This window comes from Kitasatospora sp. NPDC127035 (genome assembly GCF_042726075.1).
Classification (GTDB): Bacteria; Actinomycetota; Actinomycetes; order Streptomycetales; family Streptomycetaceae; genus Kitasatospora.
Map to the genome: position 1 here is coordinate 161,135 of NZ_JBHXDN010000011.1, position 26,419 is coordinate 187,553.

Annotated in this window: 28 protein-coding genes; 13 read left to right on the forward strand and 15 right to left on the reverse strand. The window is 75.2% G+C overall.

Annotated elements, in window-relative coordinates; all coding sequences use genetic code 11:
- Positions 1-47: 47 nt before the first annotated feature.
- Positions 48-542: a GNAT family N-acetyltransferase gene (locus tag ACFWIC_RS10260; protein ID WP_380517554.1), complete on the reverse strand. Its 495-nt coding sequence runs from the start codon at positions 540-542 to the stop codon at positions 48-50.
- 336 nt (positions 543-878) lie between these two features.
- Here ACFWIC_RS10260 and ACFWIC_RS10265 point away from each other — a divergent pair, with 336 nt between their 5' ends.
- From ACFWIC_RS10265 to ACFWIC_RS10285, 5 genes are all read left to right on the forward strand, one after another.
- The gene (locus ACFWIC_RS10265) at positions 879-2,423 is read left to right on the forward strand and encodes an ATP-dependent DNA ligase (RefSeq protein WP_380361934.1); all 1,545 of its coding nucleotides are present in this window, start codon (positions 879-881) and stop codon (positions 2,421-2,423) included.
- 235 nt (positions 2,424-2,658) lie between these two features.
- Positions 2,659-2,904 (forward strand): ferredoxin, encoded by a 246-nt coding sequence (locus tag ACFWIC_RS10270; protein WP_329879252.1) that lies wholly within the window; start codon positions 2,659-2,661, stop codon positions 2,902-2,904.
- Positions 2,905-3,046: 142 nt separating this feature from the next.
- On the forward strand, positions 3,047-4,261 hold the full coding sequence (locus ACFWIC_RS10275; RefSeq protein ID WP_380361937.1) for a cytochrome P450: 1,215 nt from the start codon (positions 3,047-3,049) through the stop codon (positions 4,259-4,261).
- A gap of 340 nt (positions 4,262-4,601) precedes the next feature.
- Complete coding sequence (locus tag ACFWIC_RS10280) at positions 4,602-4,763, forward strand: hypothetical protein (RefSeq protein ID WP_329879254.1); 162 nt, start codon at positions 4,602-4,604, stop codon at positions 4,761-4,763.
- A gap of 109 nt (positions 4,764-4,872) precedes the next feature.
- A complete protein-coding gene (locus ACFWIC_RS10285) occupies positions 4,873-5,274 on the forward strand; it encodes a hypothetical protein (RefSeq protein ID WP_380517559.1) in 402 nt (133 codons plus the stop codon).
- Between the two features lie 219 nt (positions 5,275-5,493).
- Here ACFWIC_RS10285 and ACFWIC_RS10290 read toward each other — a convergent pair whose 3' ends face one another.
- The 4 genes from ACFWIC_RS10290 to ACFWIC_RS10305 all read right to left on the reverse strand — a co-directional run bounded on the left by ACFWIC_RS10290 (position 5,494) and on the right by ACFWIC_RS10305 (position 7,493).
- On the reverse strand, positions 5,494-6,381 hold the full coding sequence (locus ACFWIC_RS10290) for a hypothetical protein (RefSeq protein ID WP_380517562.1): 888 nt from the start codon (positions 6,379-6,381) through the stop codon (positions 5,494-5,496).
- Between the two features lie 103 nt (positions 6,382-6,484).
- Complete coding sequence (locus ACFWIC_RS10295) at positions 6,485-6,769, reverse strand: DUF427 domain-containing protein (RefSeq protein ID WP_329879257.1); 285 nt, start codon at positions 6,767-6,769, stop codon at positions 6,485-6,487.
- Positions 6,770-6,867: 98 nt separating this feature from the next.
- Positions 6,868-7,104 carry a DUF6296 family protein gene (locus ACFWIC_RS10300; RefSeq protein WP_329879258.1) on the reverse strand — a complete coding sequence of 79 codons (237 nt, stop codon included), beginning with the start codon at positions 7,102-7,104 and terminating at the stop codon, positions 6,868-6,870.
- A 152-nt stretch (positions 7,105-7,256) separates the two neighbouring features.
- Positions 7,257-7,493, reverse strand: a complete 237-nt coding sequence (locus tag ACFWIC_RS10305) for a DUF2277 domain-containing protein (protein ID WP_380517566.1) — start codon at positions 7,491-7,493, stop codon at positions 7,257-7,259.
- A gap of 145 nt (positions 7,494-7,638) precedes the next feature.
- Between ACFWIC_RS10305 and ACFWIC_RS10310 the strand changes: the two genes are divergently transcribed.
- Positions 7,639-8,901 carry an MFS transporter gene (locus tag ACFWIC_RS10310; protein WP_380517569.1) on the forward strand — a complete coding sequence of 421 codons (1,263 nt, stop codon included), beginning with the start codon at positions 7,639-7,641 and terminating at the stop codon, positions 8,899-8,901.
- 50 nt (positions 8,902-8,951) lie between these two features.
- On the opposite strand, the gene ACFWIC_RS10315 is transcribed toward ACFWIC_RS10310, so the two are convergent.
- The 3 genes from ACFWIC_RS10315 to ACFWIC_RS10325 form a co-directional block, all read right to left on the reverse strand.
- Complete coding sequence (locus tag ACFWIC_RS10315) at positions 8,952-9,503, reverse strand: gamma carbonic anhydrase family protein (protein ID WP_355407326.1); 552 nt, start codon at positions 9,501-9,503, stop codon at positions 8,952-8,954.
- 191 nt (positions 9,504-9,694) lie between these two features.
- Positions 9,695-11,044, reverse strand: coding sequence for a serine hydrolase domain-containing protein (locus tag ACFWIC_RS10320; protein ID WP_380361523.1), 1,350 nt, complete (start codon positions 11,042-11,044; stop codon positions 9,695-9,697).
- Positions 11,045-11,324: 280 nt separating this feature from the next.
- A complete protein-coding gene (locus ACFWIC_RS10325; RefSeq protein WP_380517573.1) occupies positions 11,325-11,891 on the reverse strand; it encodes a DJ-1/PfpI family protein in 567 nt (188 codons plus the stop codon).
- Between the two features lie 240 nt (positions 11,892-12,131).
- Between ACFWIC_RS10325 and ACFWIC_RS10330 the strand changes: the two genes are divergently transcribed.
- From ACFWIC_RS10330 to ACFWIC_RS10340, 3 genes are all read left to right on the forward strand, one after another.
- Positions 12,132-12,677 carry an RBBP9/YdeN family alpha/beta hydrolase gene (locus tag ACFWIC_RS10330; RefSeq protein WP_380517576.1) on the forward strand — a complete coding sequence of 182 codons (546 nt, stop codon included), beginning with the start codon at positions 12,132-12,134 and terminating at the stop codon, positions 12,675-12,677.
- A gap of 187 nt (positions 12,678-12,864) precedes the next feature.
- A complete protein-coding gene (locus ACFWIC_RS10335) occupies positions 12,865-13,137 on the forward strand; it encodes a hypothetical protein (RefSeq protein ID WP_329951783.1) in 273 nt (90 codons plus the stop codon).
- Positions 13,138-13,388: 251 nt separating this feature from the next.
- Complete coding sequence (locus ACFWIC_RS10340; protein WP_329951784.1) at positions 13,389-14,675, forward strand: glycerophosphodiester phosphodiesterase; 1,287 nt, start codon at positions 13,389-13,391, stop codon at positions 14,673-14,675.
- A gap of 92 nt (positions 14,676-14,767) precedes the next feature.
- Here the strand turns inward: ACFWIC_RS10340 and ACFWIC_RS10345 are convergent, their stop codons facing one another.
- Both ACFWIC_RS10345 and ACFWIC_RS10350 read right to left on the reverse strand, forming a co-directional pair.
- Complete coding sequence (locus ACFWIC_RS10345) at positions 14,768-17,137, reverse strand: transglycosylase domain-containing protein (protein WP_380517579.1); 2,370 nt, start codon at positions 17,135-17,137, stop codon at positions 14,768-14,770.
- A gap of 315 nt (positions 17,138-17,452) precedes the next feature.
- Positions 17,453-18,535 carry a hypothetical protein gene (locus tag ACFWIC_RS10350; protein ID WP_329951786.1) on the reverse strand — a complete coding sequence of 361 codons (1,083 nt, stop codon included), beginning with the start codon at positions 18,533-18,535 and terminating at the stop codon, positions 17,453-17,455.
- A 120-nt stretch (positions 18,536-18,655) separates the two neighbouring features.
- On the opposite strand from ACFWIC_RS10350, the gene ACFWIC_RS10355 reads away from it, so the two are divergent.
- Together ACFWIC_RS10355 and ACFWIC_RS10360 are read left to right on the forward strand one after the other, a co-directional pair.
- Entirely contained in the window at positions 18,656-19,711 is a 1,056-nt protein-coding gene (locus ACFWIC_RS10355; protein ID WP_380361514.1) for an SPFH domain-containing protein, read from the forward strand.
- Positions 19,708-20,634, forward strand: coding sequence for a hypothetical protein (locus tag ACFWIC_RS10360; RefSeq protein WP_329951788.1), 927 nt, complete (start codon positions 19,708-19,710; stop codon positions 20,632-20,634). The genes ACFWIC_RS10355 and ACFWIC_RS10360 overlap by 4 nt, the downstream gene beginning before the upstream one ends.
- A 54-nt stretch (positions 20,635-20,688) precedes the next feature.
- Here ACFWIC_RS10360 and ACFWIC_RS10365 read toward each other — a convergent pair whose 3' ends face one another.
- From ACFWIC_RS10365 to map, 3 genes are all read right to left on the reverse strand, one after another.
- Complete coding sequence (locus tag ACFWIC_RS10365; protein ID WP_329951789.1) at positions 20,689-21,528, reverse strand: universal stress protein; 840 nt, start codon at positions 21,526-21,528, stop codon at positions 20,689-20,691.
- A gap of 106 nt (positions 21,529-21,634) precedes the next feature.
- A complete protein-coding gene (locus ACFWIC_RS10370) occupies positions 21,635-22,540 on the reverse strand; it encodes a universal stress protein (protein WP_380517583.1) in 906 nt (301 codons plus the stop codon).
- 181 nt (positions 22,541-22,721) lie between these two features.
- Positions 22,722-23,489, reverse strand: a complete 768-nt coding sequence (gene map / locus ACFWIC_RS10375) for a type I methionyl aminopeptidase (protein WP_329951791.1) — start codon at positions 23,487-23,489, stop codon at positions 22,722-22,724.
- 199 nt (positions 23,490-23,688) lie between these two features.
- On the opposite strand from map, the gene ACFWIC_RS10380 reads away from it, so the two are divergent.
- Positions 23,689-23,955, forward strand: a complete 267-nt coding sequence (locus ACFWIC_RS10380) for a hypothetical protein (protein ID WP_329879274.1) — start codon at positions 23,689-23,691, stop codon at positions 23,953-23,955.
- A 123-nt stretch (positions 23,956-24,078) separates the two neighbouring features.
- On the forward strand, positions 24,079-24,348 hold the full coding sequence (locus ACFWIC_RS10385; protein ID WP_329879275.1) for a helix-turn-helix transcriptional regulator: 270 nt from the start codon (positions 24,079-24,081) through the stop codon (positions 24,346-24,348).
- 166 nt (positions 24,349-24,514) lie between these two features.
- Here ACFWIC_RS10385 and ACFWIC_RS10390 read toward each other — a convergent pair whose 3' ends face one another.
- Together ACFWIC_RS10390 and ACFWIC_RS10395 are read right to left on the reverse strand one after the other, a co-directional pair.
- Positions 24,515-25,285, reverse strand: coding sequence for an SDR family NAD(P)-dependent oxidoreductase (locus tag ACFWIC_RS10390; RefSeq protein ID WP_380517587.1), 771 nt, complete (start codon positions 25,283-25,285; stop codon positions 24,515-24,517).
- Positions 25,286-25,456: 171 nt separating this feature from the next.
- The gene (locus ACFWIC_RS10395) at positions 25,457-26,047 is read right to left on the reverse strand and encodes a TetR family transcriptional regulator (protein WP_329879277.1); all 591 of its coding nucleotides are present in this window, start codon (positions 26,045-26,047) and stop codon (positions 25,457-25,459) included.
- Positions 26,048-26,419: the final 372 nt, after the last annotated feature.

The following is a 26,419-nucleotide window of genomic DNA, read 5'->3' on the forward strand; positions in this document are numbered from 1 at the left end:
CGGCCCGGCCACGGACCGGCGCCCCTGCGACCCGACGACCCGGCCGGTCAGTGCCCCGTCGCGGCGACGGAGGCCGCCGGGGGCATGTCGTAGGTGACGAACATCGTGCGGATGGCGACCTGGTCGTACTTGCTGCGGGCCCGGTGGTTGTCGTCGGCGGTGATCCACCGGACCGTGTTCCAGCCCCGTTCGGCGGCGATCGCGCGCAGGCGGGCGAGCAACGCGTCGACCGCCCCGCCGCCGCGGACGTCCGGGGCGACGAAGAGGTCGTCGAGGAAGCCGGCGACGGCGCCGTGCAGGGGGCGGACGAAGGGGCGGTAGTGGGCCAGGCCGACCGGGGTGCCGTCAGTGTCGCGGACCAGCAGGCCGTCCAGCTCATGGGCGGGGTCGGTGAGCCACGACCAGACCAGCTCGGCCTTCTCCTCCGGGCACGGGACCCGGTAGAACGCGCAGTACCCCCGGAACAGCTCCCGCCAGGCGGCGAAGTCCCCGCTGTCCGGGGCGTCCACGGTCCAACGGGCGGGGGCGGTCTCGGACGTCATGGCGGGCTCCCCGGGTAGCTGCGGTCCTGGTGCGGTCCTGGTGCGGTCCTGCGGTCGCGGGACAGCATGACGGACCGTCGGTTCGGAGCCGATCGACAGTCCGGCCAGGTACGGTCCCGCCCTCACTCCACCGCGGCAGCGGACAGGACGGCAGGGCGGCAGGACGGCAGGACGGCAGGGCGGCAGGGCGGCGCGGCACGGGGCAGCGCGACCGCCCGGCACCGCCGACCGGGAGCGGGACGGGCGGCAGCGGGGCGTGTCCGCCGCGCGCGATCGGTCCGCGTCGTCGATGCTGGACCCCGCCCACCCGTTCCCCCGTTCCCCGAGGAGCCCGCGATGCTGCTCCGGCACCTGGCCCTGACCTCCCGAGCCGTCGCGGCCGAGCCGGGCCGCCGGGCCAAGACCGAACTGCTCGCGGACTGCCTGCGCGGCCTCGGCCCCGAGGAGGCCCCGGCGGCGGTCGCACTGCTCTCCGGCGAGTCCCAGCGGATGCGGACCGGCATCGGACCGGCCGCCCTGCGCGATCTGCCGCCCGCCGGGGCCGAGCCCGTGCTCGGGGTCCGGGAGACGGAGCGGATCCTGGAGGAGATCTCGGCCGTGCACGGCACGGGCGCCCAGGCCGAGCGGCGCCGGCTGCTGGCGGGCCTCTTCGAGCGGGCCACCGAGGCCGAACAGACCTTCCTCCGCGCGGTCCTGATCGGGGACCTGCGCCAGGGCGCGCTGGACGCGGTGGTGGCCGATGCCGTGGCGCGCGCCGCCGGGGTGCCGGCGGCGGCCGTGCGCCGGGCGCTGATGTTCCGGGGCTCGGCGCGGGCGGTCGCGGCGGCGGCACTGAGCGGCGGCGTGCCGGCGCTGGACGCGTTCCGGCTGGAGGTGGGCCGCCCGGTCCGGCCGATGCTGGCGGCCTCGGCGCCGGACGTCGGGACCGCCCTGGAGCGGATCGACGGCCCGGCGGCACTGGAGTGGAAGCTGGACGGCATCCGGCTCCAGGTGCACCGGGACGGCGGCGAGGTGGCGGCCTTCACCCGCTCGCTGGACGACATCACCGCGCGGGTCCCCGAGGTGGTGGAGGCCGCCCTGGCCCTGCCGGTCCGGTCGGCCGTGCTGGACGGCGAGGCGATCGCGCTCGGCCCCGACGGCCGCCCGCGCCCCTTCCAGGAGACCGCCGCCCGGACCGCCGCCCGCCGGGACCCGGAACGCCTGCGCGCCGAGGTCCCGCTCAGCGTGCACTTCTTCGACCTGCTGCACCGGGACGGCGAGGACCTGGTGGACCGGCCCGGCCGGGAACGCTGGGCCGCCCTGACCGGGGCCGTCCCGGAGGACCTGCGGGTGGCGCGCGCCGAGACCGACGACGGCGACGAGGCGCTGGCCTTCTTCCGGGCCACCCTCGCGCGCGGACACGAAGGGGTGCTGGTCAAGGACCCGGCGGCCGGCTACCGGGCGGGCCGGCGCGGCGCCGGATGGATCAAGGTCAAGCCCCGGCACACCCTGGACCTGGTGGTGCTGGCCGCCGAGTGGGGCAGCGGGCGGCGGAGCGGCCTCCTCAGCAACCTGCACCTCGGTGCCCGCGCGGGCGCCGAACCGGGGCTGGGGCCGTGGGTGATGCTCGGCAAGACCTTCAAGGGGCTGACCGACGAGACTCTCGCCTGGCAGACCGCGGCGCTGCTCGCCCGTGAGGTCGAGCGGGACGCGTGGACGGTACGGGTGCGGCCGGAGCTGGTGGTGGAGATCGCCTTCGACGGTGTGCAGCGCAGTCCCCGCTACCCGGCCGGGCTGGCGCTCCGCTTCGCCCGGGTGGTGCGCTACCGGAGCGACAAGCCCGCGGCCGAGGCGGACACCGTGGCCGCCGTCCGGGAGATCGCCGCCGCCGAAGGGCTGTGAGGACGCCGCGCGACCGGGCCGGGCCACCCGGGCCGGTCGGCCCGCCACTCCGTCCGATCCGCAATCAAACGTCGGTTTTGCCACACGCGTTCACGAGCAGTGGCAAACCGGCCATTCTACGCAAGGCGGCCACGCACTCTTCGTGTGCGACGGGAACTGGGGCTAGGTTGACACCGACAGCGGGGGCGGCACGGCCCGGGCAGTCCGGTGCCACACCAGTGAGAGGTGTCCGACCATGCGCGTGAGTGTCGATCCGGACCGCTGCTGCAGCTCCGGCCAGTGCGTCATGACCGTGCCGGAGCTCTTCGAGCAGGACGACGCGGACGGGCTGGTGAGGCTTCGTCCGGTCGTCGTGGAGCTCTCCCGGTTCGCCGACGTCCGGCTCGCCGCCCAGCTCTGCCCGGGTGGCGCGATCACCGTCACCGAGGGCACCGGCCCCGCCGGGGGCTCCGACGGCCGGACGAGCGGCGACGCGGCGTAGGCACCGGCCCCTCCCCGCCCCTGAACCACCCCGTCGCGCCGCGCCCCGTTCGCCGCACCGTGCCGCGTACCCCGCCTCGCGCATCACTTCACGCATCACTTCGTCGACCTGTGCCCACGTCGTCATACGAGGAGACCTCACCTTGACGAGCACACCCACCGCCCCGGCCCCGCTGCTCCCGGCCCGCCACGACACCCGTTGCCCGTACAGCCCGCCGCCCGTGTACACCGAAGCGGCCGGCTCCGGCCCGGTCAGCCGGGCCGAACTGCCGGACGGCACCTCCTGCTGGCTGGTCACCGGCTACGAGGAGGTCCGCACGGTCCTCTCCGACCGGCGGTTCAGCGCCGACGCCCGCAGGCCCGAGTTCCCGTTCCTCACCGTCGGGCAGCGCGAGATCATCGCCACCAACCCGTCCTTCCTCCGTCTCGACGACCCCGAGCACGCCCGGCTCCGCCGGATGGTCACCGGCGACTTCCTGGTCAGGCGGGTGGAGGCGCTGCGGCCCGGCATCCAGCAGATCGTGGACCGGGCGCTCGACCGGATGACCGCCGAGGGCGCGCCCGCCGACCTGGTCGCCCACTTCGCGCTGCCGGTGCCTTCCCTGGTGATCTGCCTGCTGCTCGGGGTCCCGTACGCGGACCGGGAGGCGTTCCAGGAGCGCAGCCGGCTGCTGCTCACCATCAACGCCGCGAAGGAGGAGGTCGCCCGGGCGCAGAACGAGCTCCTCGACTACCTCGGCGACCTCGCCACCCGCAAGCGGGACCGGCCCGGCGACGACATCCTCAGCCGGCTCGCGACCCGCGACGACCTCACCCCCCGGCAGATCGCCACGACCGGGCTTCTGCTCCTGGTCGCGGGCCACGAGACCACGGCCAACATGATCGGGCTCTCCACCGCCCTGGTGCTGCGCCACCCGGAGCAGGCCGCCCGGCTGGCCGACCCGGCAACGCTCCCCGGAGCGGTGGAGGAGCTGCTGCGGCTGCTCACCATCGTGCACACCGGGGTGCCGCGGCTGGCGGTGGAGGACGTCGACCTGGGCGGCACGCCGGTCCGCGCCGGGGAGGGCGTGATCGCGATGCTGTCGACCGCGAACCGGGACGAGCGGCTGTTCGGCGGCGAGGACCGGCTGCCCACCGACGAGCTGGACCTCGGCCGGGACGCCCGACGGCACGTCGCCTTCGGTTTCGGGGTGCACCAGTGCCTGGGCCAGCCGCTGGCCAGGGCGGAGCTGCAGATCGCGCTGGCCACGCTGTTCCGGCGGCTGCCGGGGCTGCGGCTCGCGGTGCCGGAGAGCGAGCTGGACTTCCGCACCGAGGCGGTGATCTACGGGCTGAGGTCGCTGCCGGTCAGCTGGTGACCTCGGAGGCCGTCGGCCGGCGGGGCGGCCGACCGGGGGCGGGCGGGGTCCCGCGGAGCAGGACTCGGGGGGCGGCCGGGTCGGGCGGTCAGTTACAGGAATGCTCTTCGAAAGGCCGGGCAGCCTTCCCCCCGAAAGGTCGCCCGTGCGGCCTCCGTAGGGCCTCCGCACCGTCCTTCGCACGACCTCCCGCCGGCTTCCGGGCCGGTCCGGTTGGCCGTGGCGCGGGCGCGGAGGCAGGCTTGAGGGGCGAGAGAGAGCACGGCCGGTGTCCGTCCGGCACGGCGGCGTGTCGCGCCGGATCGGGGCGGCCCGGCCGGCCCGAGCAGAGGAGCCCGCGATGACCGACATGAGCGCACGCTCCGAGGTGGGCGCCGACCGGGACGAGGACGTCCGCGCGGCCGACCCGGAGGAGGGCATCACCTCGATGCAGAACCAGCACGCGCAGGACACCTCCCAGGCTGAGGGCGATTCCCTGGCGGAGCCGGGGGCGAGCGACTGACCGCTCCCGACGGGGGAGTGACGACGAGGCCGCCCGCTCCCACGGGCGGCCTCCGCGACCGACGGTGCCGCTCCGCGAGCGGTGGCGGACCGCGAGGGAGGATGGGCGCATGACCGAACAGCAGCAGGGCACAGCAGGGCGCGGTGCGGCCGGGCAGGGCCCGGCCGCACCGGAACCGGCCGGGACGCGCGGCGCCGGACCGGTGGATCCGCCGGTGGACCCCCGGGCCTCGTGGGCCACCTGGACCACCCAGTCGATCATCAGCGGACCGGGCGGAGTGACCACCGCGGAGGTCGGCCCGATCTCCGGCGACCTCACCGTGCACACCACGTGGGTGGACGGTGAGGCCCGCCTCACCGTGCAGTACACGGGGGCACTGGACTGGTACAGCGTGGCGGGAAGCCCGGTGCCGGCGTCCGACGAGGCCGCGGCGCGGGCCGTCCACCAGGCGATGGTCAACGGCGTCAAGTCCGGGCGGGGCGCCGGGGCGCCGTCACCCCCGGCGGGCTGACGGCACGGGCCGACGGCTCTCGGGGCTCCCTCGACTTCCCGGGCCCCGGGGGCTTCGGCCTTCCTCCCGCCACCGGGTCCGCGCACGGGTGGGTCCGCGCACGGGTGCCGCGGCCGGGTTCGGGCGGCGGATCCGCGTCGGGCCCTGCGTCCCGGCGGCGCCTGCCCGGCCCGGTCCCGCCGCCCCCGGCACCCCGTGCCCGGCGCCGGGGGCGAGCGGTCAGCCGCGCGACTCGCCCCGGTGCACCGGGGCGGCGGCCGACCAGTAGCCCGGGTCCACCGGGAGGCGGCCCTTCAGGTCCTCGCGGACCTCGCGGGCCAGCTTGCGGGTGTCGCGGCGGTTCACCGTGGCCCCGATCCCCGCGCCCACCAGCAGCGGTGTCAGGGAGGGCAGCCGGCGCAGCGAGCTGCGGGTGAGCCGACGGCGAACCTGCTGGCGCACCTCGGAGCCGAGGGCCATCGCGGCCAGGCCGGCCGGCTTCACGAGCAGGGAGCCGTCGATGCCGCGGCGGTTGGCCCAGGCGGTGACGTACGCGGCGGCCCGCTGGGCGGTGCTGCCCTGGGCGGGGACGCCGTAGACCTCGTGGAGTTCGGCGATCAGCTTGATCTCGACGGCCGCCACGGCGAGCGTCTCGGCGGCGATCTCCAGCGGCATCGCCGGGGGCACCGGGAGCATCGCTGCGGCGCCGACCCCGGCGCCGAGGGCGCTGGAGGCCCGGCCGGCGCCGACGATCAGCAGCTCGGCGAGCTTGTCGGGGTCGGCGGCACCGGGGTGCTGGGCCCGCAGTGTCGAGAGGCTGCGGACGGGGATGCGCGGCGCCGTGTGGATCAGTTGCTCCGCGAGGGCCCGGCCGCCGTACACGGCGCCCCTGGCCGCGGCCTGACCGCGGGTGCCGAGCCGACGGGCGATGTCGGCGACCAGCCGGGCACCTCGCCGGCGGCCGCGTTCGACGCCGGCGCCGTACTCGACGACCTGTCCCACGGGGCCGCCTGGGACTTCCGGGACGGGGCGTTCCAGCTCCTCGACCAGTTCGGCGAGTTCGTCGGCGACACGGTCCGGGGTCGGCTCGGGCTCACTCCCGCGTCCCGGCTTCCTGAAGATTGCCATGTTCTGCGGGTACCCGGTGGTGCGGCGCGGTACGCACCACCGGTGTCCGGGTCCTGTGACGGTCCCGCCACGGCCGCGTGCCGCCCGCCGCCGCCCCGCCGCGTCACCCGGTGATCTCGACCCCGCGCCAGAACGCCACCCGGTCCCGGACGTGCTCCGCCTCCGGCTTCGGGTCGGTGTAGTACCAGGCCGCGTCGGGGTTGGTCAGCCCGTCGACGTCGAGGGTGTAGTAGGCCGCCGTGCCCTTCCACCCGCAGACGGTGGTGGTGTCGGACGGGCGCAGGTACTCGGCGCGCACCGAGTCGGCCGGAAAGTAGTGGTTGCCCTCGACGACGGTGGTGTCATCGCTCTCGGCGATGACCGTGCCCTGCCAGCTCGCTGTGGTCATACCGCGATTCTGCCCGACGCCGTGCGCGGGGCCCGGCCGTCGGGGCGGGTTCCGGACAGTGGGCGGAGCCCGGTGGCGGCGGGCTCAGGGCGGCGGGCTCAGGGCAGCGGTTCGGCGTGGACCGGGAAGTGCGGCGTCTGGTGGCCTCCGCTGGCGAGCATCCGCACCTCCCCCGCGTCGCTGATCTCGGCCCGGACGATGCCGCTGGCGTCCTCGTACACCGGGTGGCCGCCGGGGCCGGTCGCGCTGGTGCGGGCGACCACCACGACGTCCTGCGGGGCCTGGGTGCCGGGGGTGCCGGGGAAGGTGAGTGCGTAACGGCTGGCTGAACTCATCGCCGGCCTCCTGGTCCCTGCTCGTCCTGCTCGTCCTGCCGGTCACTCCGGGTCGTTCCGGGTCACCGCCGGTCTGCCGTTGGTCGTCGCCTCTCGTCACGGCCCCGGGCGCTGGTCGCCGCCGCCGAGCCGGTGCGGGCCCGTGGCCGGTGCTAGGCCGAGGCTACGGCGGACCGTGCGACGGCGCCGCGGACCTCCAGTTCGTCGAGCAGCCGCCCGGTCGCCTCGGCCACGGCGTCCACGGCCCGGTCGAAAGCCTCCCGGTTGTGCGCGGCGGGGGCCCGGAAACCGGAGACCTTCCGCACGTACTGGAGGGCTGCCGCCCGGAAGTCCTCCTCGGAGGCGTCGGGCGTCACGGGTGGTCTCAGCGTCTTGATACTGCGGCACATGCTCCCAGTCTTGCGCGCGAGCGCCCGACTGGCGACCCCCGTACGTCACCGGTCCGCCATGACCGCCACACGGTGTGGTCATCAGACCGGATTAGGATTTCGGCCGAACAATCCTGACTCCTCCCGCTCGTCCCGGAGTATCCCCTTGCCTCTCGCGCTGGTCGCCCTGGCCGTGACCGCCTTCGCCATCGGAACCACCGAGTTCGCCGCCATGGGGCTGCTCCCCCAAGTGGCCGGCGACCTGGACGTCTCCATCCCGCAGGCGGGCTGGCTGATCTCCGCCTACGCCGTCGGCGTGGTGGTCGGCGCTCCGCTGCTCACCGCCCTCGCCGCCGGCCGGCCCCGGAAGACGGTGCTGGTCGCACTCGCCGGGTTCTTCGCCGCCGGAAACCTGCTCTGCGCGGTCGCCCCCGACTTCTGGTCCCTGGCCGCCGCCCGGCTGATCACCGGGCTGCCGCACGGCGCCTTCTTCGGCGCGGGCGCGGTCGCCGCGGCCGAACTCGTCGCCCCGCACCGGCGGGCCCGGGCGGTCGCCGTGATGTTCTCCGGCCTGACCGTCGCCAACATCGTCGGCGTACCGGCCGCCACCCTGCTCGGCCAGCACCTGGGCTGGCGGGCGACGATGCTGGTCGTGGTCGTGATCGGCGTGGCCGGGACGATCGCGATCGCGCGGCTGGTCCCGCACCTGCCCTCCCCCGCCCAGGCCGGCCTCCGGCACGAGCTGGGCGCGTTCCGCAGCGGCCAGCTCTGGCTGGCGCTGGCCACCGTGGTCTTCGGCTGCGGCGGGTTCTTCGCCTGCTACAGCTACATCACCCCGCTGCTCACCGAGGTCTCCGGGTACGCGACCGGGTCGGTGACCCTGGTGCTCGCCCTGTTCGGGGTGGGGATGACGATCGGCAACGTGCTCGGCGGATACGCGGCCGACCGCGCGCTGCGACCGACGGTCTGCGCCGCGTTCCTGCTGCTCGCCGCCGTACTGGCGCTGTTCGCGGTGACCGCACGCACCGAGTGGTCGGCGGCGGTGACGGTGGTGCTGGTCGGGCTGTTCGGCTTCGCGATCGTGCCGGCCGTACAGACCCTGGTCCTGCGCGAGGCCCGCGGCGCGCCGACGCTCGCCTCGGCGACCGTGCAGGGCGCGTTCAACCTCGCCAACGCCCAGGGCGCGTACTTCGGTGGGCTCGCCCTCGACGCCGGGCTCGGCTGGACCTCGCCGACGCTGGTCGGCTCCGGGCTGGCGGCCTCGGGGGCGGTGATCGCGGTGCTCGCCTGGGTCCTCGACCGCCGCCGGAAGGCACTGGCCGGGCCTGGCCCGTCGAGCGTTCCCGGCCCGGCTCCGGCCCCCGAGGCCGGCGTCCGCGCGGACGCCGGCGACCGGGTGGTGGGCGCCGGGGCCGGCGCGGGCTGCTGAGCGGTACCCGACCGGAGCCGCCCTGGCCGGGCCCGGCCAGGGCGGCTCCGCTACGCGGGCGCGCCGGGGGCGGGCGGGACGGGACGGAGGTCCCGGTGGCCCTCGGCCAGCAGGCGGTACCCCTCCGCGTTGACCTTGATGCCGGCGCGCTCGTCCTCGGTCAGCTCCCGCCGGACCTTGGCGGGGACGCCCGCGACCAGGGAACCGGGCGGGACCTCCGTGCCCTGGGTCACCACGGCACCGGCCGCCACCAGCGAGCCGGCGCCGATCCGGGCACCGTTCAGCACGGTGGCGTTCATCCCGACCAGGACGTCGTCCTCGATCACGCAGCCGTGCAGCACAGCGTTGTGCCCGACCGAGATCCGTTCGCCCATCACCAGCGGGAAACCGAGGTCGGCATGGAGCGTGCAGTTGTCCTGAACGTTGCTGCCGGCGCCGACCGTGATCGCCTCGGCGTCGCCGCGCAGCACCGCGCCGTACCAGACGCTCGCCCCGGCACCGAGTGTCACGCTGCCGACCACGACCGCGTTCGGCGCGACGAACGCGGTCGGGTCGACGGCGGGTGCCCGGCCCGCGACCTCGGCTATCAACGGCTCTGCCATGCTGCGTCCTCCCGGTGACGACCGCCCATCAGGTGCGGGCCATGATGGCATCCCCGGCCGCCGGACCGGCCGGGGGGCCCGAGCCTGCCGACCCGGCGCCGGCCGGGCCGGGTCGGTTCCGCTCCGGGTCCGCGCCGGCCGGTCCGGAGCGGCACTCGGTCAGGCGCCGGTCAGTTCCCGTCGGGCACCGGTCAGGTGCGCGGACCGTCCAGCACGCCCTCCACGGACGGCACGACGGTGCGGGGCGCACCGGCGGCGGGGGCCGGCGGCGGGCCGCCGCAGACACCGGTGTTGATCAGGTTGTCGAACGCCGCGTTGGTGGCCGGGAGGTCCGAGACGTCGTACGCGTTGACCGAGGCCGCGAACTGCCGGCGGTTGTCGGCGTCGCCGAACACGAACGTGTTGTAGCCCGGGATGCCACCGGCGTGGCCCCAGACGTCGCCGCAGGCGGTGGGCGTCCGCTGGAGACCGAGGCCGTACTGCGCCTCGCCGCTCTGCGGGGTGACCGCCTTCATCTCGGCCAGCAGGCGGGCGGGCAGCAGCCGGCCCCCGAGCAGGGCCTTGAGGAAGGTGGTGAGGTCGGCCGTGTTCGAGATTCCCGCGCCGGCCGCGTCCGCCATGCTCGGGTCCAGCTCGGTGACGTCGGCCGGGCCGGTGGGCAGCTTGTAGTAGCCGTGTGCGTGCGGACCGGGGACGGTCGTCGAGTGGATCGGCATCGAGGTGGCGGTCAGGCCGAGCCGCCGGACGATCCGGCGGTCCACCTCGTCGGCCCAGCTGCGACCGGTGACCCGCTCGATCAGCAGCCCGATCACGACGTAGTTGGTGTTGGAGTAGTGCCAGCCCTGCCCGGGCGCGAAGTAGGGCTGGTGGCCGTTGGCGATCGCGACGAGCTGCTCCGGCCGGTAGACCGTCCAGCGCCCGGTGTCGAGCCACTGCTGCATCGACTCGGCGCTCTCCTCGTGCGCGAAGGCGTCGTCCTCGGTGTAGTTGAAGAGGCCGCTGGTGTGGTCGAGCAGCTGGCGGACGGTGATGTCGCGTCCACCGGGGACGAGGCCGGGCAGGAAGCGCTCGACCCTGTCGTCCAGGCTCAGCCGGCCCTCGGCGACCAGTTGGAGAACCACCGTGGAGACGAACGTCTTGGTGACGCTGCCGATGCGGAACCGGCCGTCCGCGCCGGCCTTCCGTCCGGTGGCGAAGTCGGCGGTGCCCGCCGCGCCCTTCCACACCGACCGGCCGCGCTCGCTGACCCTCGCCAGCGTGGCCGAGGCCCCGCCCTGCTCCACCATCCTGCGTACCGCGTCGTCCAGCGCCTTCACGTCGACGCCCTTCCCGGCTCCCGCCACGACCACTCCGTCCCGCCCGGGCGCGCCGTGGGCACCGGCCGCCGGGGCGACCACGCCCACCAGGCCGGCGCCGGCCAGCGCGACCGCGAGCACGCGGACCGCCGCGCCGCGCCGGCGCCCGGGCCTCGCCACCCCCGCCCGGTCCGCGGTCTCGCCGCCGACCCCGCCGTCCACCGTTCCCCTGTACGTCCCGGCCATGATGCCTCCCGAATCAGCGCCGACGGGTGTCGACAACACCCTTGCCTTCCATGGCAGCTGACACTCTGCCAGCCGTACACGAAGGAGGCGTCAGCCCCTGGTCCGGACCTTCTCCGCCCCTGGTCCCATCCTTTGTCGCGTGTCGCTCACCCTCAGGTCGGCGGCGCCCCCGACGGGCCTCGGGGTGCGCCTCCGACCAGGGGTGGAGACGCCGGGACGGAGACTCAGGGGCGGAGACTCAGGGGCGGCGGCCGGGCGGCGGCCGGCACCGGCCTCGGGATCAGGCGACCGGGGCCTTCACCCGCAGCACCTCGACGAACGCCCGGAGCCACGCCGGGTGGTCGGGCCACGCCCGCGCCGAGACCACCACCCCGTCGACCACCGCTTCGCCGTCCACGTAGCTCGCGCCGGCCGCCCGCACGTCCGGCTCCAGAGCCGGGTAGGCGGCGCTGGTGCGCCCGGCCAGGACCCCGGCGGCGGCCGGAACCAGCGGGCCGTGGCAGATCTGCGCGACCGGCTTCTCGCTCTCGAAGAAGTGCCGGACGATCCGCTGCACGTCCGGATCGTTGCGCAGGTACTCGGGAGCACGGCCACCGGGGATCACCAGCGCCACGTAGTCGGCCGGGTCGACGTCGGCGAACGCGACGTCGGCGGGCCAGGTGTAGCCGGGCTTCTCGGTGTAGGTGTCGAAGCCGTCGACGAAGTCGTGCACGACGAACTGGAGCCGCTTCTTGGCAAGGGCCGCGATGTCGACCTGGTAGCCCTCCTCGCGCAGCCGCTGGTAGGGGTAGAACACCTCCAGTGACTCCGCGGCGTCCCCGGTGACGAGCAGGATCTTCGATGCCATCGCGACATCCCTCCGAATCGATCGATCGTCAGTTCTGTGACAGGCCCCGCCTGATGGGATCCCGGCTCGGGCCGCACCCAGCGTTCCGCGCCGTACGGCGCCCGCGCAACAGGGCGCACGGGCATCCGACGGCGCATGTACGCCCCCGTGCGCCGGACATGGGCGGTGCACGCCCCCTGAACGGCCTGCGCCTAGACTCCCTGCTGCCCGCACCCCTGCCCACGGAGGGAATCCGCCCCGATGTCGGACCGCACCACCTACCTCGTCCTGCCCGGCTACCAGAGCTCCGGCCCGGACCACTGGCAGAGCCGCTGGGAGGCGGGCGACCCGGCGTTCGTCCGGGTCGAGCAGGCGGACTGGGACCACCCGGACCCGGTGGACTGGGTGGCCCGGGTGGACGCGGCGATCGTTACGGCGGCGGCGCACGGGCCGGTGGTGCTCGTGGCGCACAGCCTGGGCTGCGCGACGGTGGCCCGCTGGGTGGCCGGGGCGCCGGCCGCGCAGACCGCTCTCGTCCGGGGCGCCCTGCTCGTCGCCCCCGCCGACATCGACCACGCCGACGTCCCCGAGCTCCTGGGCTTCCGTCCGGTCGCCCTGCCGCGGTTCCCGTTCCCGGCCGTCGTGGTCTCCAGCACCGACGACCCGTGGGTCACGCCGGACCGTGCCCGCCACTTCGCCGGTTCCTGGGGCGCCCGCTACGTCGAGCCGGGCGCGTACGGGCACCTCAACTCCGACTCGGGGCTCGGCGACTGGCCGGAGGGCCGCCAGCTGCTCGCCGGGCTCTGACACGACGACGGCGCAGCGGCGGCGGACTCGGCGGCGGCGGACCCGGCGGTCGCGGACTCGGCAGCCGGTGACGACGGGGGCCGCCGGCGGGGGCGGACCGGCCGGCATCCCAGACTTCGGGGATGGGAAGTGGATCAGCCCTCCGGACAGAATCGGGGCAGACCGACTACCCGAAGGGTGTGCACCGATGAACCGTCTCTCCCGCTCGTTCGCCGTCCTCGCGCTCAGCGCCACCGCCCTGCTCACCGGGACGGCGGCCGCCCAGGCCGCCGCCCCGCCCGGCGCCACGACCGGGGACCTCTCGGTCGACCCCAAGCCGGTCGAGCAGGTCGCCGCCGCCTACAGGTGCGACGTCGAGTACACCGTGGCCTACTACAGCTACCGCCAGCAGGGCTACCCCGAGCTGGAGTCCCTGCTGCACGCGGAGAAGACCTACGCCCTCTGCGCCGCGGTGGGCTGACCGGCGCCCGGCTCGCCCGGGCCGGGGCCGGCCGCGGTGCGTGACCGCGGCCGGCCCCCTCCCGTTCCCCGGGGCGGGGTTGCCCGGGCGTGACGGGAGCGGTTGGCGGGGCGGTCCCGTTCTCCGGGCGGGCGGTGGGTGTCGGAACTTCTCCCGCAGTTCGCCCGGAGGCCACCCGGCCGGGCGCGACGGCTCCTAGTCTGCGGGCGACGACCCCGACGCCACGCCACCAGGGCGACCAAGGAGAACCCATGACGAACCGTCCGCTCGACGGCAGCAGCCCGGCGGAGCCCGCCGAGGGCACCGGATCCTCCCGCCGCCGCTTCCTGCGTGCCACCGGCGCGGCCGGGATCGGCGCGGCGGCGTTCGCCACCGCCGGTGCCGGGGAGGCCTTCGCGGCCCCCGGCGGGGACCGGCCGGACGCCGAGCAGCCCGCCGCCGACGAGCGCGCCGCCGCCGCGGGCCGTCCGTCCGGCACCCGCCCGCCGGTCCGCACCGGTACCGGCCTGGACCGGCTGCCGCACCCGCTGATCGTCGGACACCGCGGTGCCCCCGGCTACCGCCCGGAGCACACCCTGGGCTCGTACGACCTCGCCCTCCAGCTCGGCGCGGACGTCATCGAGCCGGACCTCGTCCCGACCAAGGACGGCCACCTGGTGGTCCGGCACGAGAACAACATCACCGAGACCACGGACGTCGCCGACCACCCGGAGTTCGCGGGCCGGAAGACCTCGAAGACCATCGACGGCGCGGCGCAGACCGGGTGGTTCACCGAGGACTTCACGCTCGCCGAGCTCCGCACCCTGCGGGCCAAGGAGCGGCTGCCGCAGCAGCGTCAGCGGAACACGGTCTACGACGGCCGCTGGGCGATCCCCACCTTCCGCGAGGTGGCCGACTTCGCCCGCAAGCGCGGTCGCGAGCTGGGCCGGGACGTCTGGGTCTACCCGGAGACCAAGCACCCCAGCTACTTCCGGTCGATCGGCCTGCCCCTGGAGGAGCGGCTCGCGGACGAGCTGCGCCGCACCGGGCTGGCCGGGCGCAACGGGCGGGCGATCCTGCAGTCCTTCGAGCCGAGCAGTCTCCAGCGGCTCGCCAAGCTGGTCGACAACCCGCGGATCCAGCTGCTCGGCGGCGCGGCCAGCCGGCCGTACGACTTCGAGCTGGCCGGGGACCGGCGCACGGTGGCCGACCTCGTGACCCCGGCCGGGCTGCGCTGGATCGCCGGCTTCGCCCACGGCATCGGCCCGACCACGCAGCTGATCGCACCGGTCGACGCCACCGGCAAGCTCCTTCCGCCGACCACGCTCGTCCGGGACGCACACGCGGCCGGCCTGCTGCTGCACCCCTACACGGTGCGCAACGAGAACGGCTTCCTGCCGCTCGACTACCGCAAGGGCACCGACCCGAACGCGTACGGCGACGCGATCGGCTGGGCCCGGTACCTGTACGAGCTGGGCGTGGACGGGTTCTTCACCGACCAGACCGACACCAGCGTGCTGGCCCGCCAGGACTTCTGGGCCGCCAAGGGCGTGCACTGACACCCGGTGCTCCCGGCTGAACGACCGTGCCCCGGACCGTCGTCGGACGGTCCGGGGCACGGTCGTCGGCGCGTCGCCGGACCCGGCCGGGGTCAGCCGTCGGCGGACCCGTCGTCGGACTGTGTCTGCGCCTGCTCGTCCGGCCTGGTCTGCGGCTGGACGGGCTGGACGGGCTTGGCCGGCTGGGTCGGCTGCGAGGTGCGCGGCCGTCCGGGGGCGGTGTTGCGCCCGCCGGGCCAGGTCGGCGCGGTGTCCGTCGCGGAACCGCCCGGCCACGGGGAGCCACCGGAACCGGTGGGGCTCCCGGACGGGTCGCGCTTCGGCGGCGGGTCCGGGATGTGGACGGTCGCGAACTCCTTCTCGGGCATGCCCTTGACGGCGTCGCTCATGCCCATCTGCCAGATCGGTCCCGGGCCGGTGGCGCCGAAGACCTCCTCGTAGTACCGGCCGCCGATCCTGATGTTCTTCATCGGCACGCCCTTGGCCGGGCCGCCCAGCCAGACCGAGGCGGCCAGGTTGCCGGTGTAGCCGCTGAACCAGGCCGACTTCTTCTCGTCGCTGGTACCGGTCTTGCCGGCGATCTGCCGGTCGTCGTCGAGGCCGAGGTCGCGCCCGGTGCCGCCCTTCTCGGTGACGCCGAGCAGCACGGTGTTGATGACGTCGGCGGTGTTCTCGGAGAGCACCCGGTCGCACTTGGGCGGGCTGACCGGGATCTCCTTGCCGTCCACCGTGCTGATCCTGCTGATCGCGAGCGGCGCGCAGTAGGTGCCGCGGGCGGCGAAGGTGGCGTAGACGTTGGCCATCGCCAGCGGGCTCACCTCCTGGGTGCCCAGGCCGAGGGCCGGCAGCTCCTCCAGCGGCTTGCCGCTCGCCTTGCCCGCCACGCCGAGCTTGTTGGCCATCTGCTTGACCGCGCAGAGGCCGATCTCCTGCTCCATCTGCACGAAGTAGGTGTTGACCGAGAGCGCCATCGCCTCCTTGAGCTGGTACGGGCCGACCTCGCCCGCGGACTCGTTGGGGATGGTGCCGTTCTTCTTGTCGTTCTTCGCCAGGTTCTTCCAGGTGCCGTCGCAGGTGCTCATCGTCGGCCATTCCATCCGGTTCGGCGACGGGTAGGACTGCGTGGCCGGCAGGCCGGCCTCCAGGGCGGCGGCGGCCACGATCGGCTTGAAGTTGGAGCCCGGCTGGAAGCCGTTGCCACCGCCCATCGCCGCGTCGACGTTGTAGTTGACGACGGTCTGGTTCTTGTTCGGGTCGAGCCCGTACGGGCGGGTCTGGGCCATTGCCAGGATCCGGCCGCTGCCCGGCTCCACCATGGTCATCGCCGCGGAGACCGGGTCGGTCACGTTGACCCGCTTGGTCACCGCGTTCTGCGCGGCCGCCTGCTTGACCGGGTCGAGGGTGGTGTGGACGGCCAGGCCGCCCTGGTCCCACAGCTTCTTGCGTTCGGCGGCGGTCTTGCCGAAGACCGGGTCCTGCTTGACCACCCGACGGACGTACTCGCAGAAGAAGCCCATCCCCGACTGCGCCGTGATGCAGCCGTTCTGCGGCTCCTTGTAGCGCAGGCCGAGCGGCGCGGCCTTGGCCTCGCGGGCCTGCTCCGGGGTGAGGTGCTTGTTCTCCACCATCTTGTCGATGACGGTGTCGCGGCGCTTCTGCGCGGCCACCGGGTGGAGCTTCGGGTCGTACTGGGAGGGGTTCTGCACCAGCCCCGCCAGGGTCGCCGCCTCGGGGACGGTGAGGTCCTTCGCGTCCTTGCTGAAGTACCGCTGGGAGGCGGCCTGGATACCGTACGCCTGGCGGCCGTAGAAGGTGATGTTCAGGTAGTTGGTGAGGATCTGCTCCTTCGTCAGCTCCTCCTCCAGCTTGATGGCGTACTTGAGTTCCTGGATCTTGCGGCCCAGGGTCTTGCGCTGGGCCGCCAGCACGGCCGCCTGGTCGTCACCGGCCTTCTCGACGTTCACGTTCTTCACGTACTGCTGGGTCAGCGTCGAGGCACCCTGGACGGTGGCGCCGCTCTCGGCGTTCTTGGAGATGGCCCGCAGGACACCCTTGAGGTCGACCGCGCCGTGCTCGTAGAAGCGGGCGTCCTCGATGTCCACCTGGGCCTGGCGTATCAGCGGGGACATCTGGTCGGCGGCGAGCACCGTGCGGTCCCGCTCGAAGACCTTGGCTATCAGGCCGCCCGTCGAGTCGTATATCCAGCTCGCCTGGGTGAGCGGCGGGGTCCTGAAGTCGTCCGGGATGTTGTCGAATCCGTCGACGCTGTTCTTCACCCCGAGGCCGAGGGCGCCGGCCGCCGGCAGGGCGATGCCCGCCAGCAGGACGCCGGCCAGGGTGCTGTAACCGAGGAACTTCACCCCGTGGCCGAGCAGGCCCAACGGGGTCTCGCGGCGCCGGGGACGTGGCACCCAGGTGTCGAAGGGCTCCGGGGAGGCGTTGCGGCGGCTTCTCCGTGACATAGTCGGAACACTACGTCCACGAAAACCGCGCGAGGGGCCGGTGTTGGCCAACCTTGGTCACAAATCGGCGACAGATCGGCCTGGTTGGCGACGGCAGGTGAGCGGGTCGACGAACGATCCGCCGGACGGGGCGTCCGTTCGCACACGTGCCGACGGTTGGATCAAGGCGGCGGCAGCCGGTCGGCCGGCCGACGGCGCACGGACAGACCGGAGGGGCGGACGGGCGGCGGCCCTGCGGAGCAGGCAGGCCCGGGTACCCGGACCGGCCCGGCGCGGCCCGCGCGAGTGGACCGGACGGGCGCCCGGCGGGCGCCGTCAGTCGCTCTTCTTCTTCCGCCGAAGGCCCAGGACCGCCCCCACCACGGCCGCCAGGAAGAGCACGCCGAGGGCCTGGTCGAAAGGACCGTCCGAGGAGCCCCCGGGGGCCGACGCGTCCGGCGACGCACCACCGGGCGGGGCGGCGGCACCCGGCGTCGGGGTGGCGGTCGGACGGGGCAGCGGCTTCACGGTGTCCGGAAGCTGACCGTCGTCCAGCGGCGCGCGCCAGACCGGGCTGCCCTTGCCCTCGCTGCCGTAGAGCAGGGCCCGGCCGTCCGCGCTGAAGGTGACGGACTCGCCTTGCTGCTGGAACGGGGTCGTGAGCGCGCCGAGGGGGGCCGGCGCGCCGTCCTTCCAACGGTAGAGGGCGGCCGAGAAGTAGCCGCGCAGGACGAGCCTGGTGCCGTCCGGGGAGAAGGCGCCGTCGGTGATCCACGAGACCTCGCCGATCCGGCGGAAGGTGTTGACACCGGTCGGGGAGAGCTTCTCGGGCCCCTGGTAGAGGCCGCCGCCGCCCTGCCGCTTGCTGGCGATGTAGGCGCGGCCGGTGACGGGGTGGACCATCAGCGCCTCGGCGTCGCGCGGCCCGTCCTCGTAGCGGACCTTGTAGCGCGTCACCTCCACCGTCTGGTCGCGGAGTTCGGCGGGTTCGGCGAAGGCGTAGATCCAGACCTCGGGCCACTTGCCGCCGAGGTTGTCCCCGATGTCGCCGAGGTAGAGCCGGCCGTCCGGACCGAGCGAGACCGCCTCGACGTCGCGCGGTTCGACGCCGCGCAGGGTGACGGTCGCGACGGTGCGGCCCCCGGAGTCGACCGCGTAGACGTACGGGCCGTCGTCGCTGTCGTTGTGGGTCCAGTAGACGCCGGGGTGGACCTGGCTGGCGGCGAGCCCGCTGGACTCGGTGATTCGCGGGTCGGTGAGGGTGAACGCCTCGCCGGGGCCGTCGGCGGCGCGGGCGGGCGGTGCGCCGACCGCGAGGACGGCGCAGGCGCCGGTGCAGACGGCGAGCAGCGCGGTGGAGAGCCGCACGGCCGCCCCGGGGCCGGCGGGGTGCGTCGTCGCCGGCCTCTTCGTTCGCATCCTCAGCACCAGCCGATCCTCCCACGGCTCCCGCGACCGGGCCGGACTTCCCTTCTCGTCACCTTGACGAGATCCAGTGGCGCCCCATATCGTCGGCGTGACGACAAGGGGAACGCACTCATGGCCGACATCACCAGGCGCTTCGGACTGCGCCACCTGCGCGCCGTCCCGACCGCCCACATCCGCCACTTCCGGCGCGGCCGCCTCACGCACGACGGCACCGGGCTCGCCTTCTGGTTCCGCCCGCTCACCGCCGCCCTCTCCGAAGTCCCGGTCGACGACCGCGAACTCGCCATGCTCTTCCACGCCCGCACCGCCGACTTCCAGGACCTCACCGTCCAGGCCACCCTCACCTACCGGATCACCGACCCGGCCACCGCCGCCACCCGCGTCGACTTCGGCATCGACCCCGACACCGGCGCCTGGCGGGCCGCCCCGCTCGACCAGCTCGCCACCCTGCTCACCGAGACCGCGCAGCAGCACGCCCTCGGCCTGCTCGCCCGCACCCCGCTCGCCGCGGCGCTGGCCGACGGCGTCGCGACCGTCCGCGACCGGATGTCCACCGGTCTCACCGCCGAACCGCGGCTCGCCGAGACCGGGCTCGCCGTCATCGCCGTCCGCGTCGTCGCCCTGCGTCCCGAACCCGAGGTGGAACGCGCGCTGCGCACCCCCGCCCGCGAACTGGTCCAGCAGGAGGCCGACCGGGCCACGTTCGAACGACGGGCCGTCGCGGTCGAGCACGAGCGCGGCATCGCCGAGAACGAACTCGCCAACCGGATCGAACTCGCCCGGCGGGAGGAACAGCTGATCACCCAGCAGGCCGCCAACACCCGGCTCAAGGCCGAGGACGACGCCGCCGCCGACCGGATCCGCACCGACGCCGAGGCCGAGCGCCGCAGCAGGCTCGCGGTCGCCGAGGCCGAGGCCGCCCGGGCGCTCGGCGACGCCCGGGCCTCCAGCGAGGCGGCCTGGCTGGCCGCCCACCAGCAGGCCGACCCGGCCGTGCTGCGGGCTCTCGCCCTCATGCGGCTGGCCGAGCACCTGCCGCGCATCGACAACCTCACGCTCACCCCGGACCTGGTCACCGGCCTGCTCGCCAAGCTCGGCGCCATGGGCGGTCCGGCGGGTGACGGTCCGGCGGGCGGCGGTACGGCGGGCGGCGGGGGCGCGCGGTGACGCTCGCGCCCCGGGCGGTCCTGGTCCACCGCCGCACCGAGTACGAGGAACTGGTCGCCCACCACGGGACGCCCGGCCAGGCCTCGTACTTCCTGCACAGCCGGGGCCGTTCGATCGAGGACGTCGAGCGGCGCCACCGACGGCAGGCCGAGGCCCTGGCCCGGGCCGCCGGCGCCGTCCCGCTCGACTGGCGCCGCACCCGGGTCGAACGGGCCGACCTGCCCCGGTTCCTCTTCGAGCCGGAGGACGTGGTGGTCGTGGTCGGCCAGGACGGCCTCGTCGCGAACGTCGCCAAGTACCTCGCCGGGCAACCCGTGATCGGGGTGGACGCCGACCCCGGCCGCAACCCCGGCGTCCTGGTCCGGCACCGCGCGGACGCGCTGCCGCTGCTCCTGCCGGCCGCCGCCGGCCCCGGGGTCTCGCGGCGCGTCGAGGAGCGCACGATGGTCGAGGCGGTGGCCGACGACACCCAGCGGCTGCTCGCGCTCAACGAGGTCTACGTCGGGCAGCCCGGCCACCAGACGGCCCGCTACCGCCTGGCTGTCGAGGGCCTCCCGGGGGACGCTCCGGACGGCCCCGACGCCGGCGAGGCCCAGGCGTCCTCGGGCGTCCTGGTCGGCACCGGCACGGGCGGCACCGGCTGGTGCCGCTCCGCCTGGCTGGAGCGCGGGGCCCCGCTCGCCCTGCCCGGGCCGGACGCCGCCGCACTCGCCTGGTTCGTGCGCGAGGCCTGGCCCTCCCCCGCCACCGGCACCGGCCGGGTGCACGGGCTGCTCGACGCAGGCCACCGGCTGGTCCTGACCGTCGAGTCGGACCGGCTGGTCGCGTTCGGCGACGGCATCGAGAGCGACGCCCTGGAACTCGCCTGGGGCCAGACCGTGCGGGTCGGCGTCGCCGCCGCCCGGCTGCGGCTGCTGGTCTGAGGCCCGGGCGGGGCCGTACGCCCCGGGTCGCGGCCCCGCGACCCGGGACACGGCTCAGGCCGGGCCTGCGGCCTCGGTGTGGCGGACGACCGCGACCGGGCAGTGGGCGTGCTGGATGACCGCCTGGCTGGTGGAACCGAGCAGCAGACCGGCGAAGCCGCCCCGGCCGCGGGCGCCGACCACCATCAGCTGGGCGTCGCGGCTCGCCTCGATCAGGGCCGGGCGGGTGTGCTGCTCCACCAGACGGATCCGGACGTCGACGTCCGGGTACTTCTCGCGCCAGCCGACCACCGCGTCGGCCGGGACCGGCTCCGCCCGGTCGGCCGGACCCGTGTGGGGGTGCCAGGCGTGCAGAGCGGTCAGCGGGGCCCTCCGTGCGGTGGCCTCCGCGAAGGCGAAGCCCACCGCCTCCGCGCCCACGCCCGAGCCGTCCACCGCGACCAGCACGTCGCCCTCCGGATCCGGCCGGCCGCGGACGATCAGTACCGGGCAGGCCGCGTGCGCCGCCAGGTGCACCGCCACCGAGCCGATCACCAGGGCGCTGAACCGGCCGAGCCCCCGGCTGCCGACCACGACCAGGCTCGCGCGGCGTGACCGGCCGGCCAGCACCCCCAGCGGCTCCCCGGTGGCGAGTTCGGCCTCGACCTCCAGGGCGGGATCCAGGGCCCGGGCCCGGCGTCGCGCGTCCGCGAGGACGCCCTCCGCCTGGTGGCGCAGCCCGCCCTCGGCCGGGCCGTTCGGGGAGGGGCCGAGCGACACGTGCATCAGCGGCCAGATGAACGCGTGCACGATCTTCAGTCCGCAGCCGCGCAGCCGGGCCTCGCGGACCCCGACGTCCACGGCGGCCAGGCTCGCCTCCGAGCCGTCCACACCCACCAGTACCGGGTCGCTCATCCGTTGCCTCCGCGCTGTCGAATCCACCTGTTGCCGCCTGCCGTCCGCCGTCGCCCACCCGCGCCCGGCGCCGTCCGCCGGACGCCGCCGGGCGCAGCCGGGACGTCTACGGGGTGTCGGCGTCCGCGCCCCGCTCCTGCTCGCGCACCCGCTCGTAGGGCACCACGGCGACCGGGCACGGAGCGTGGTGCAGGACGGCGTGGGCCACCGCGCCCACGTGGACGCCCACCGGCGAGCGGCGCACCCTGCGCCCCACCACCAGCAGCTCCGCGTCCGCCGCGCGCTCGGCCAGCACCCGGGCCGGCCGCGCGTTCACGGTCTCCTCCACCACTGTCACCTGCGGGTACTTCTCGCGCCACGGCAGGATCAGGGCGGCCAGTTCGCGCCGCGCCTGCGCCGACATCTCGCCGGTCACGTCGACGCCGGCCGCGATGCCCGCGTACTGGTAGGACGGCGGAAGCGTCCACGCGTACACGGCGCGCACCGGCAGCCGCAGCCGCGCGGCCGACTCGAAGGCGTGGGCGAGCACCTCGTCGGCCCCGTCGTACGGGTCGACGCCGGCGACGACCTCCGCCCCGGCGGGCGCGTCCGGGTCCTCGCCGCGGCGGACCAGCACCACCGGGCAGGCCGCCCGGCCGAGCACCCGGTGGCTCACCGAGCCCACCAGGAACCCCGCCACCGTGCCCAGCCCGCGCGAACCGAGCACCAGCAGCCCGGCCTCACCGGCCTCCCCGACCAGGGCGCGCACCGCGTCGCCCGGCACGTGCACGGCGGTGACCGCCGCTTCCGGGCACCGGTCCCGCGCCCTCAGCTCGGCCTCGCGCAGCACCACGTCCGCCTGCCGCCGCTCCAGGTCGGCCGTGCCCAGGACCGCCAGCGGCGTGACCGGGCTCGGCCAGGCGTGCACCAGCCGCAACGGCGCGCCGCGGCGGGACGCCTCGTCGGCCGCCCAGTCCAGGGCCGCCAGGCTTTCCGGCGAACCATCGACACCGACCACGACGGGAGCGGACATGGGGGACCTCCGGCATTCGTTCGGAGCGGCCGGGCGGGGTACCTCCCCGGCCGCACCCACCACCCTTCCCGCCGCGGCCCCGCGCACCCAGGGCCCAAGGTCCCCCGCCCGGAGGACCGTCCGGCCCCTGGGACCTGCGGCGGCCCCGAGGCCCCGCGGCGGCGCGGCCAGCGCCGGGCCGCTACGGCAGCGTGAGGATCCGGGGACCGGCCTCGGTGACCGCCACGGTGTGCTCGACGTGCGCGGCCCGGCTGCCGTCGACCGTGCGGATCGTCCACCCGTCCGCGTCGGTGGCGTGCTCGTCCTTGCCGCCTGCGGTGAGCATCGGCTCGATCGCCAGCACCAGCCCCGGCTTCAACGGGAAACCCCGGCCCGGACGGCCCTCGTTCGGGACGTCCGGTTCCTCGTGCATCCGCCGGCCGATGCCGTGGCCACCGAACCCCTCGGGCAGACCGTAGCCCGCCTCGCGCGCCACGCTGCCGATCGCGTGCGCGACGTCGCCGATCCGGTTGCCAACCACGGCCGCCGCGATCCCGGCCTCCAGCGCCCGGCGGGTGGCGGCGATCAGCTCGGAGTCCTCGGGACGCGCCGTGCCGATGGTGAAGCTGACGGCCGCGTCGCCGGCCCAGCCGTCCAGCACGGCCCCGCAGTCGATGCTGACGAGGTCACCGTCGCGCAGCCGGTAGCCGTCCGGGATCCCGTGCACCACCACGTCGTTGACGGAGGCGCAGATCACCGCCGGGAACGGTACCGGCGCGAAGCTCGGCCGGTACCCGAGGAAGGGCGAACTCGCGCCCGCGGCCCGCAGCACCTCGCGCGCCACCCGGTCCAGCTCCAGCAGGCTCACCCCGACCGCGGCGGCCCGCTCCACCTCCGCCAGCGCCGTGGCGACCACCCGACCGGCCTCCCGCATCGACGCCAGCGACGCCTCCGACTTGAACTCCACCATGCGATACCTCACTCCTGAGGAGCCAACGCCTCCGCGGGGTCGGCCTCCAATTCTTATACCGGTATTTCTATCACGGTCGGAGGGCGTGCGGGACCTGCGGCCGGGCACGGGGCCGCACCCGGCCGGGCCACGGGGCGTCCGGGCCACGGAAGGCGCACCCCGGGATGTGGGTCCGGCCGGAGTCACCGAGCCTGGGTTCATGGGATCGATCGTTGTCCTCTTCGAGACGGAGCCCGACCGGGCACTCGGCCCGGACGGAGTCGAGCCCGCGGTGCTGGCGGTGCACGCCGCGGGCGCCGACCCGGACGTCCCCGAGGATCCGCAGCCCCGCACCCTCTGCGGCCTGGACACCGGCCCGATGGAGCACTCGCACTACCGGCCCGCCCGGCCGGGCGAGCCCTGGTACCCGCCGGGGCTGACCGACCGGCGCTGCGCCGAGTGCGAGCGGGCCCTGAGGACACGGTGACCGGGCACGCCGACCGCGGGGCGGCGGCGGGGCGGGTGGCTCTCCGCCGTAGGCGACGAACCTGACGGGAGCCGATGACCGGGGGCGCTGCCTCCCGCCACGGCGCTGGCCTACCATCGGGGCATGGTGAGGACTCCGCTGACCCCTTGGGAGCGCGAGCGCGGCGAGCGCTTCGGTGCGCTGCTTCGCGAGGCGCGTGGCGCGCGCAGCATGGTGGAGGTGGCGGCGGCGGCCGGCATCTCGGCCGAGACGCTCCGCAAGATCGAGACGGGACGCGCGCCGACACCCGCCTTCTTCACCGTCACCGCCCTGGCCTACGCCCTCGGCCTCTCGCTCGACGACCTCGCCGCCGCGTGCGGCGCCCCGGCCGACGACGAGGCGCTCTCGGCGTAGCCGCCGCGCGGCGAGCAGGACGGACGGGTCGCGCAGGTCGGACGGGCCATGCGGGTCGCGCAGGTCGTGCAGGTCGGACGGGCCATGCAGGTCGTGCGGGTCGCGCACGGGCCGAACGGCCGGGTGGGGGGCCGGCCGTTCGGGGCTGCGGTGGCTCCGGCGCGCCTCAGGCGGTGATGCCGCCGTCGAGGACGAGGTCGGCGCCGACGGTGTAGGCCGACTCGGGCGAGGCCAGGTGCAGGACGGCCGCGGCGACCTCCTCGACGGCACCGGCGCGACCCACGGGAACGTCGCCCTTCATCCGGTCCGCCTTGTCGGCGGCGGTCTCGCCCGGGCGGGAGGACATGCCGGTGTCGACCGGGCCGGGGCTGACCAGGTTGATCCGCACGCCTTCGGCGATGTGGTCGCGGGCGGCGCTGCGGGTGAGCGCGGCGACGGCGGCCTTCGAGACGGCGTAGGCGCCCAGGCCCTCCAGACGCATGTGGACGCCCAGGTTGGAGGCGATGTTGACGATGGCTCCGCCGCCGTTGGCCCGCAGGTGGGCGATCTGGTGCTTCATCGCGAGCCAGGTGCCGGTGAGGTTGGTGTCGATCAGCCGCTGCCAGTCCTCCTCGGCGACGTCGGCGACCGGGCCGAGGCCGCCGAGTATGCCGGCGTTGTTGACCGCGATGTCCAGCCCGCCGAGCTGTTCGACGGCCTCCCGGACCAGTCGGGCGGCGTCCTGGCCGTCGGCCACGGAGCCGACCAGGGCCACCGCGGTGCCGCCCTCGCCCTCGATCAGGGCGACCGTCTCGGCGAGCGCGCTCGCGGTCCGGCCGGCGACGGCCACCCGGGCCCCTTCACGGGCGAAGGCGAGGGCGACGGCGCGGCCGATGCCGCTGCCACCGCCGGTGACGAGGACGGAGGTACCGGTGAAGCGCGTGGTGGTGCGGGTCATGCGGGGACTCCTCGATCGAGGTCTAAATTGACCGTTCGGTTCAATATCGGGACAGCAGTTCAGGCAGTGGTGCGGGCAGTGGTGCGGGCAGTGGTGCGGAGCGACGGACGGAAAGGCGGACCGGAGCAGCGGGGTCCGGGCGGGAACGGGCGCGGCGCGGGCCGGCCCGGGTCAGTCCAGCAGCGCCAGCGCCTGCTCGGAGGCGTCCCGCAGGCGCGCCGAGCCGTCACCGGCCTTGCCGATCACCCGCATGCCCTGGAACAGCACCAGCAGCAGCCGGGCCAGCGCCCGCGGGTCGCGCCCCTCGGGCAACTCCCCCTGGACCCGGGCCCGCACCAGGGCCGCGGTCAGCAGCGTCTCCAGGTGACCGAGGCTGGCCTCCACCCGACGGGCCGCGCCCTGGTCGTGCGGGGCCAGTTCGACCGCCGTGTTGGTGACGAAGCAGCCGCGCCGCGGACCGCCCTCACCGTCCGCGGCGGACTCCCCCGCGAAGCGGCGGACCAGCGCACGGACGGCCGGCAGCACCGGCCCGGGCTGGGACAGCTCGGAGAGCAGCAACGGGTTCTGCTGCTCCCCGTACCGCTCCAGCGCGCGCAGGTAGAGCTCGCGCTTGCTGCCGAACGTGGCGTAGATGCTGGCGCGGGCGATCCCGAGGTGGTCGACCAGGTCGGCCATCGAGGTGGCCTCGTAGCCACGCCGCCAGAAGAGCTCCAGAGCGGACTGGAGCGCCACGTCGGGATCGAATTCCTTGGTTCGCGCCATGCCCGAACCGTAGCCTTTTCCAGATCGATCGGTCAAGAAAGATTGAAGGAGGTCGAACCGGGCGGACGAGGAGCCGGGACGCACCGGGGCGACGCCTGCCAGTGTCCCCGCACGGAGCTCCGTGAAAGGCGGACGACAGGCGGGCCCCGGTCCGCGGGTCGCCCGGGGCCCCCGCCCAGGGGGCCGGGGCGGCCCCGGCGCGCCCGGGGGAGACCCGCGGGGGCGCGGGGGGCGCCCCCGCGGGCGGGGGGCGGGGGCCCGCCGCCGCCCTCGGGCCGCGGCCGCGCGGCGCGCCCGCCGGGGGCGGCGCCGGCCCGCCGGGGCCGGGTCCCGCACCCTCAGCCGGCTCTGCCACGACGAACTGGGCATGAC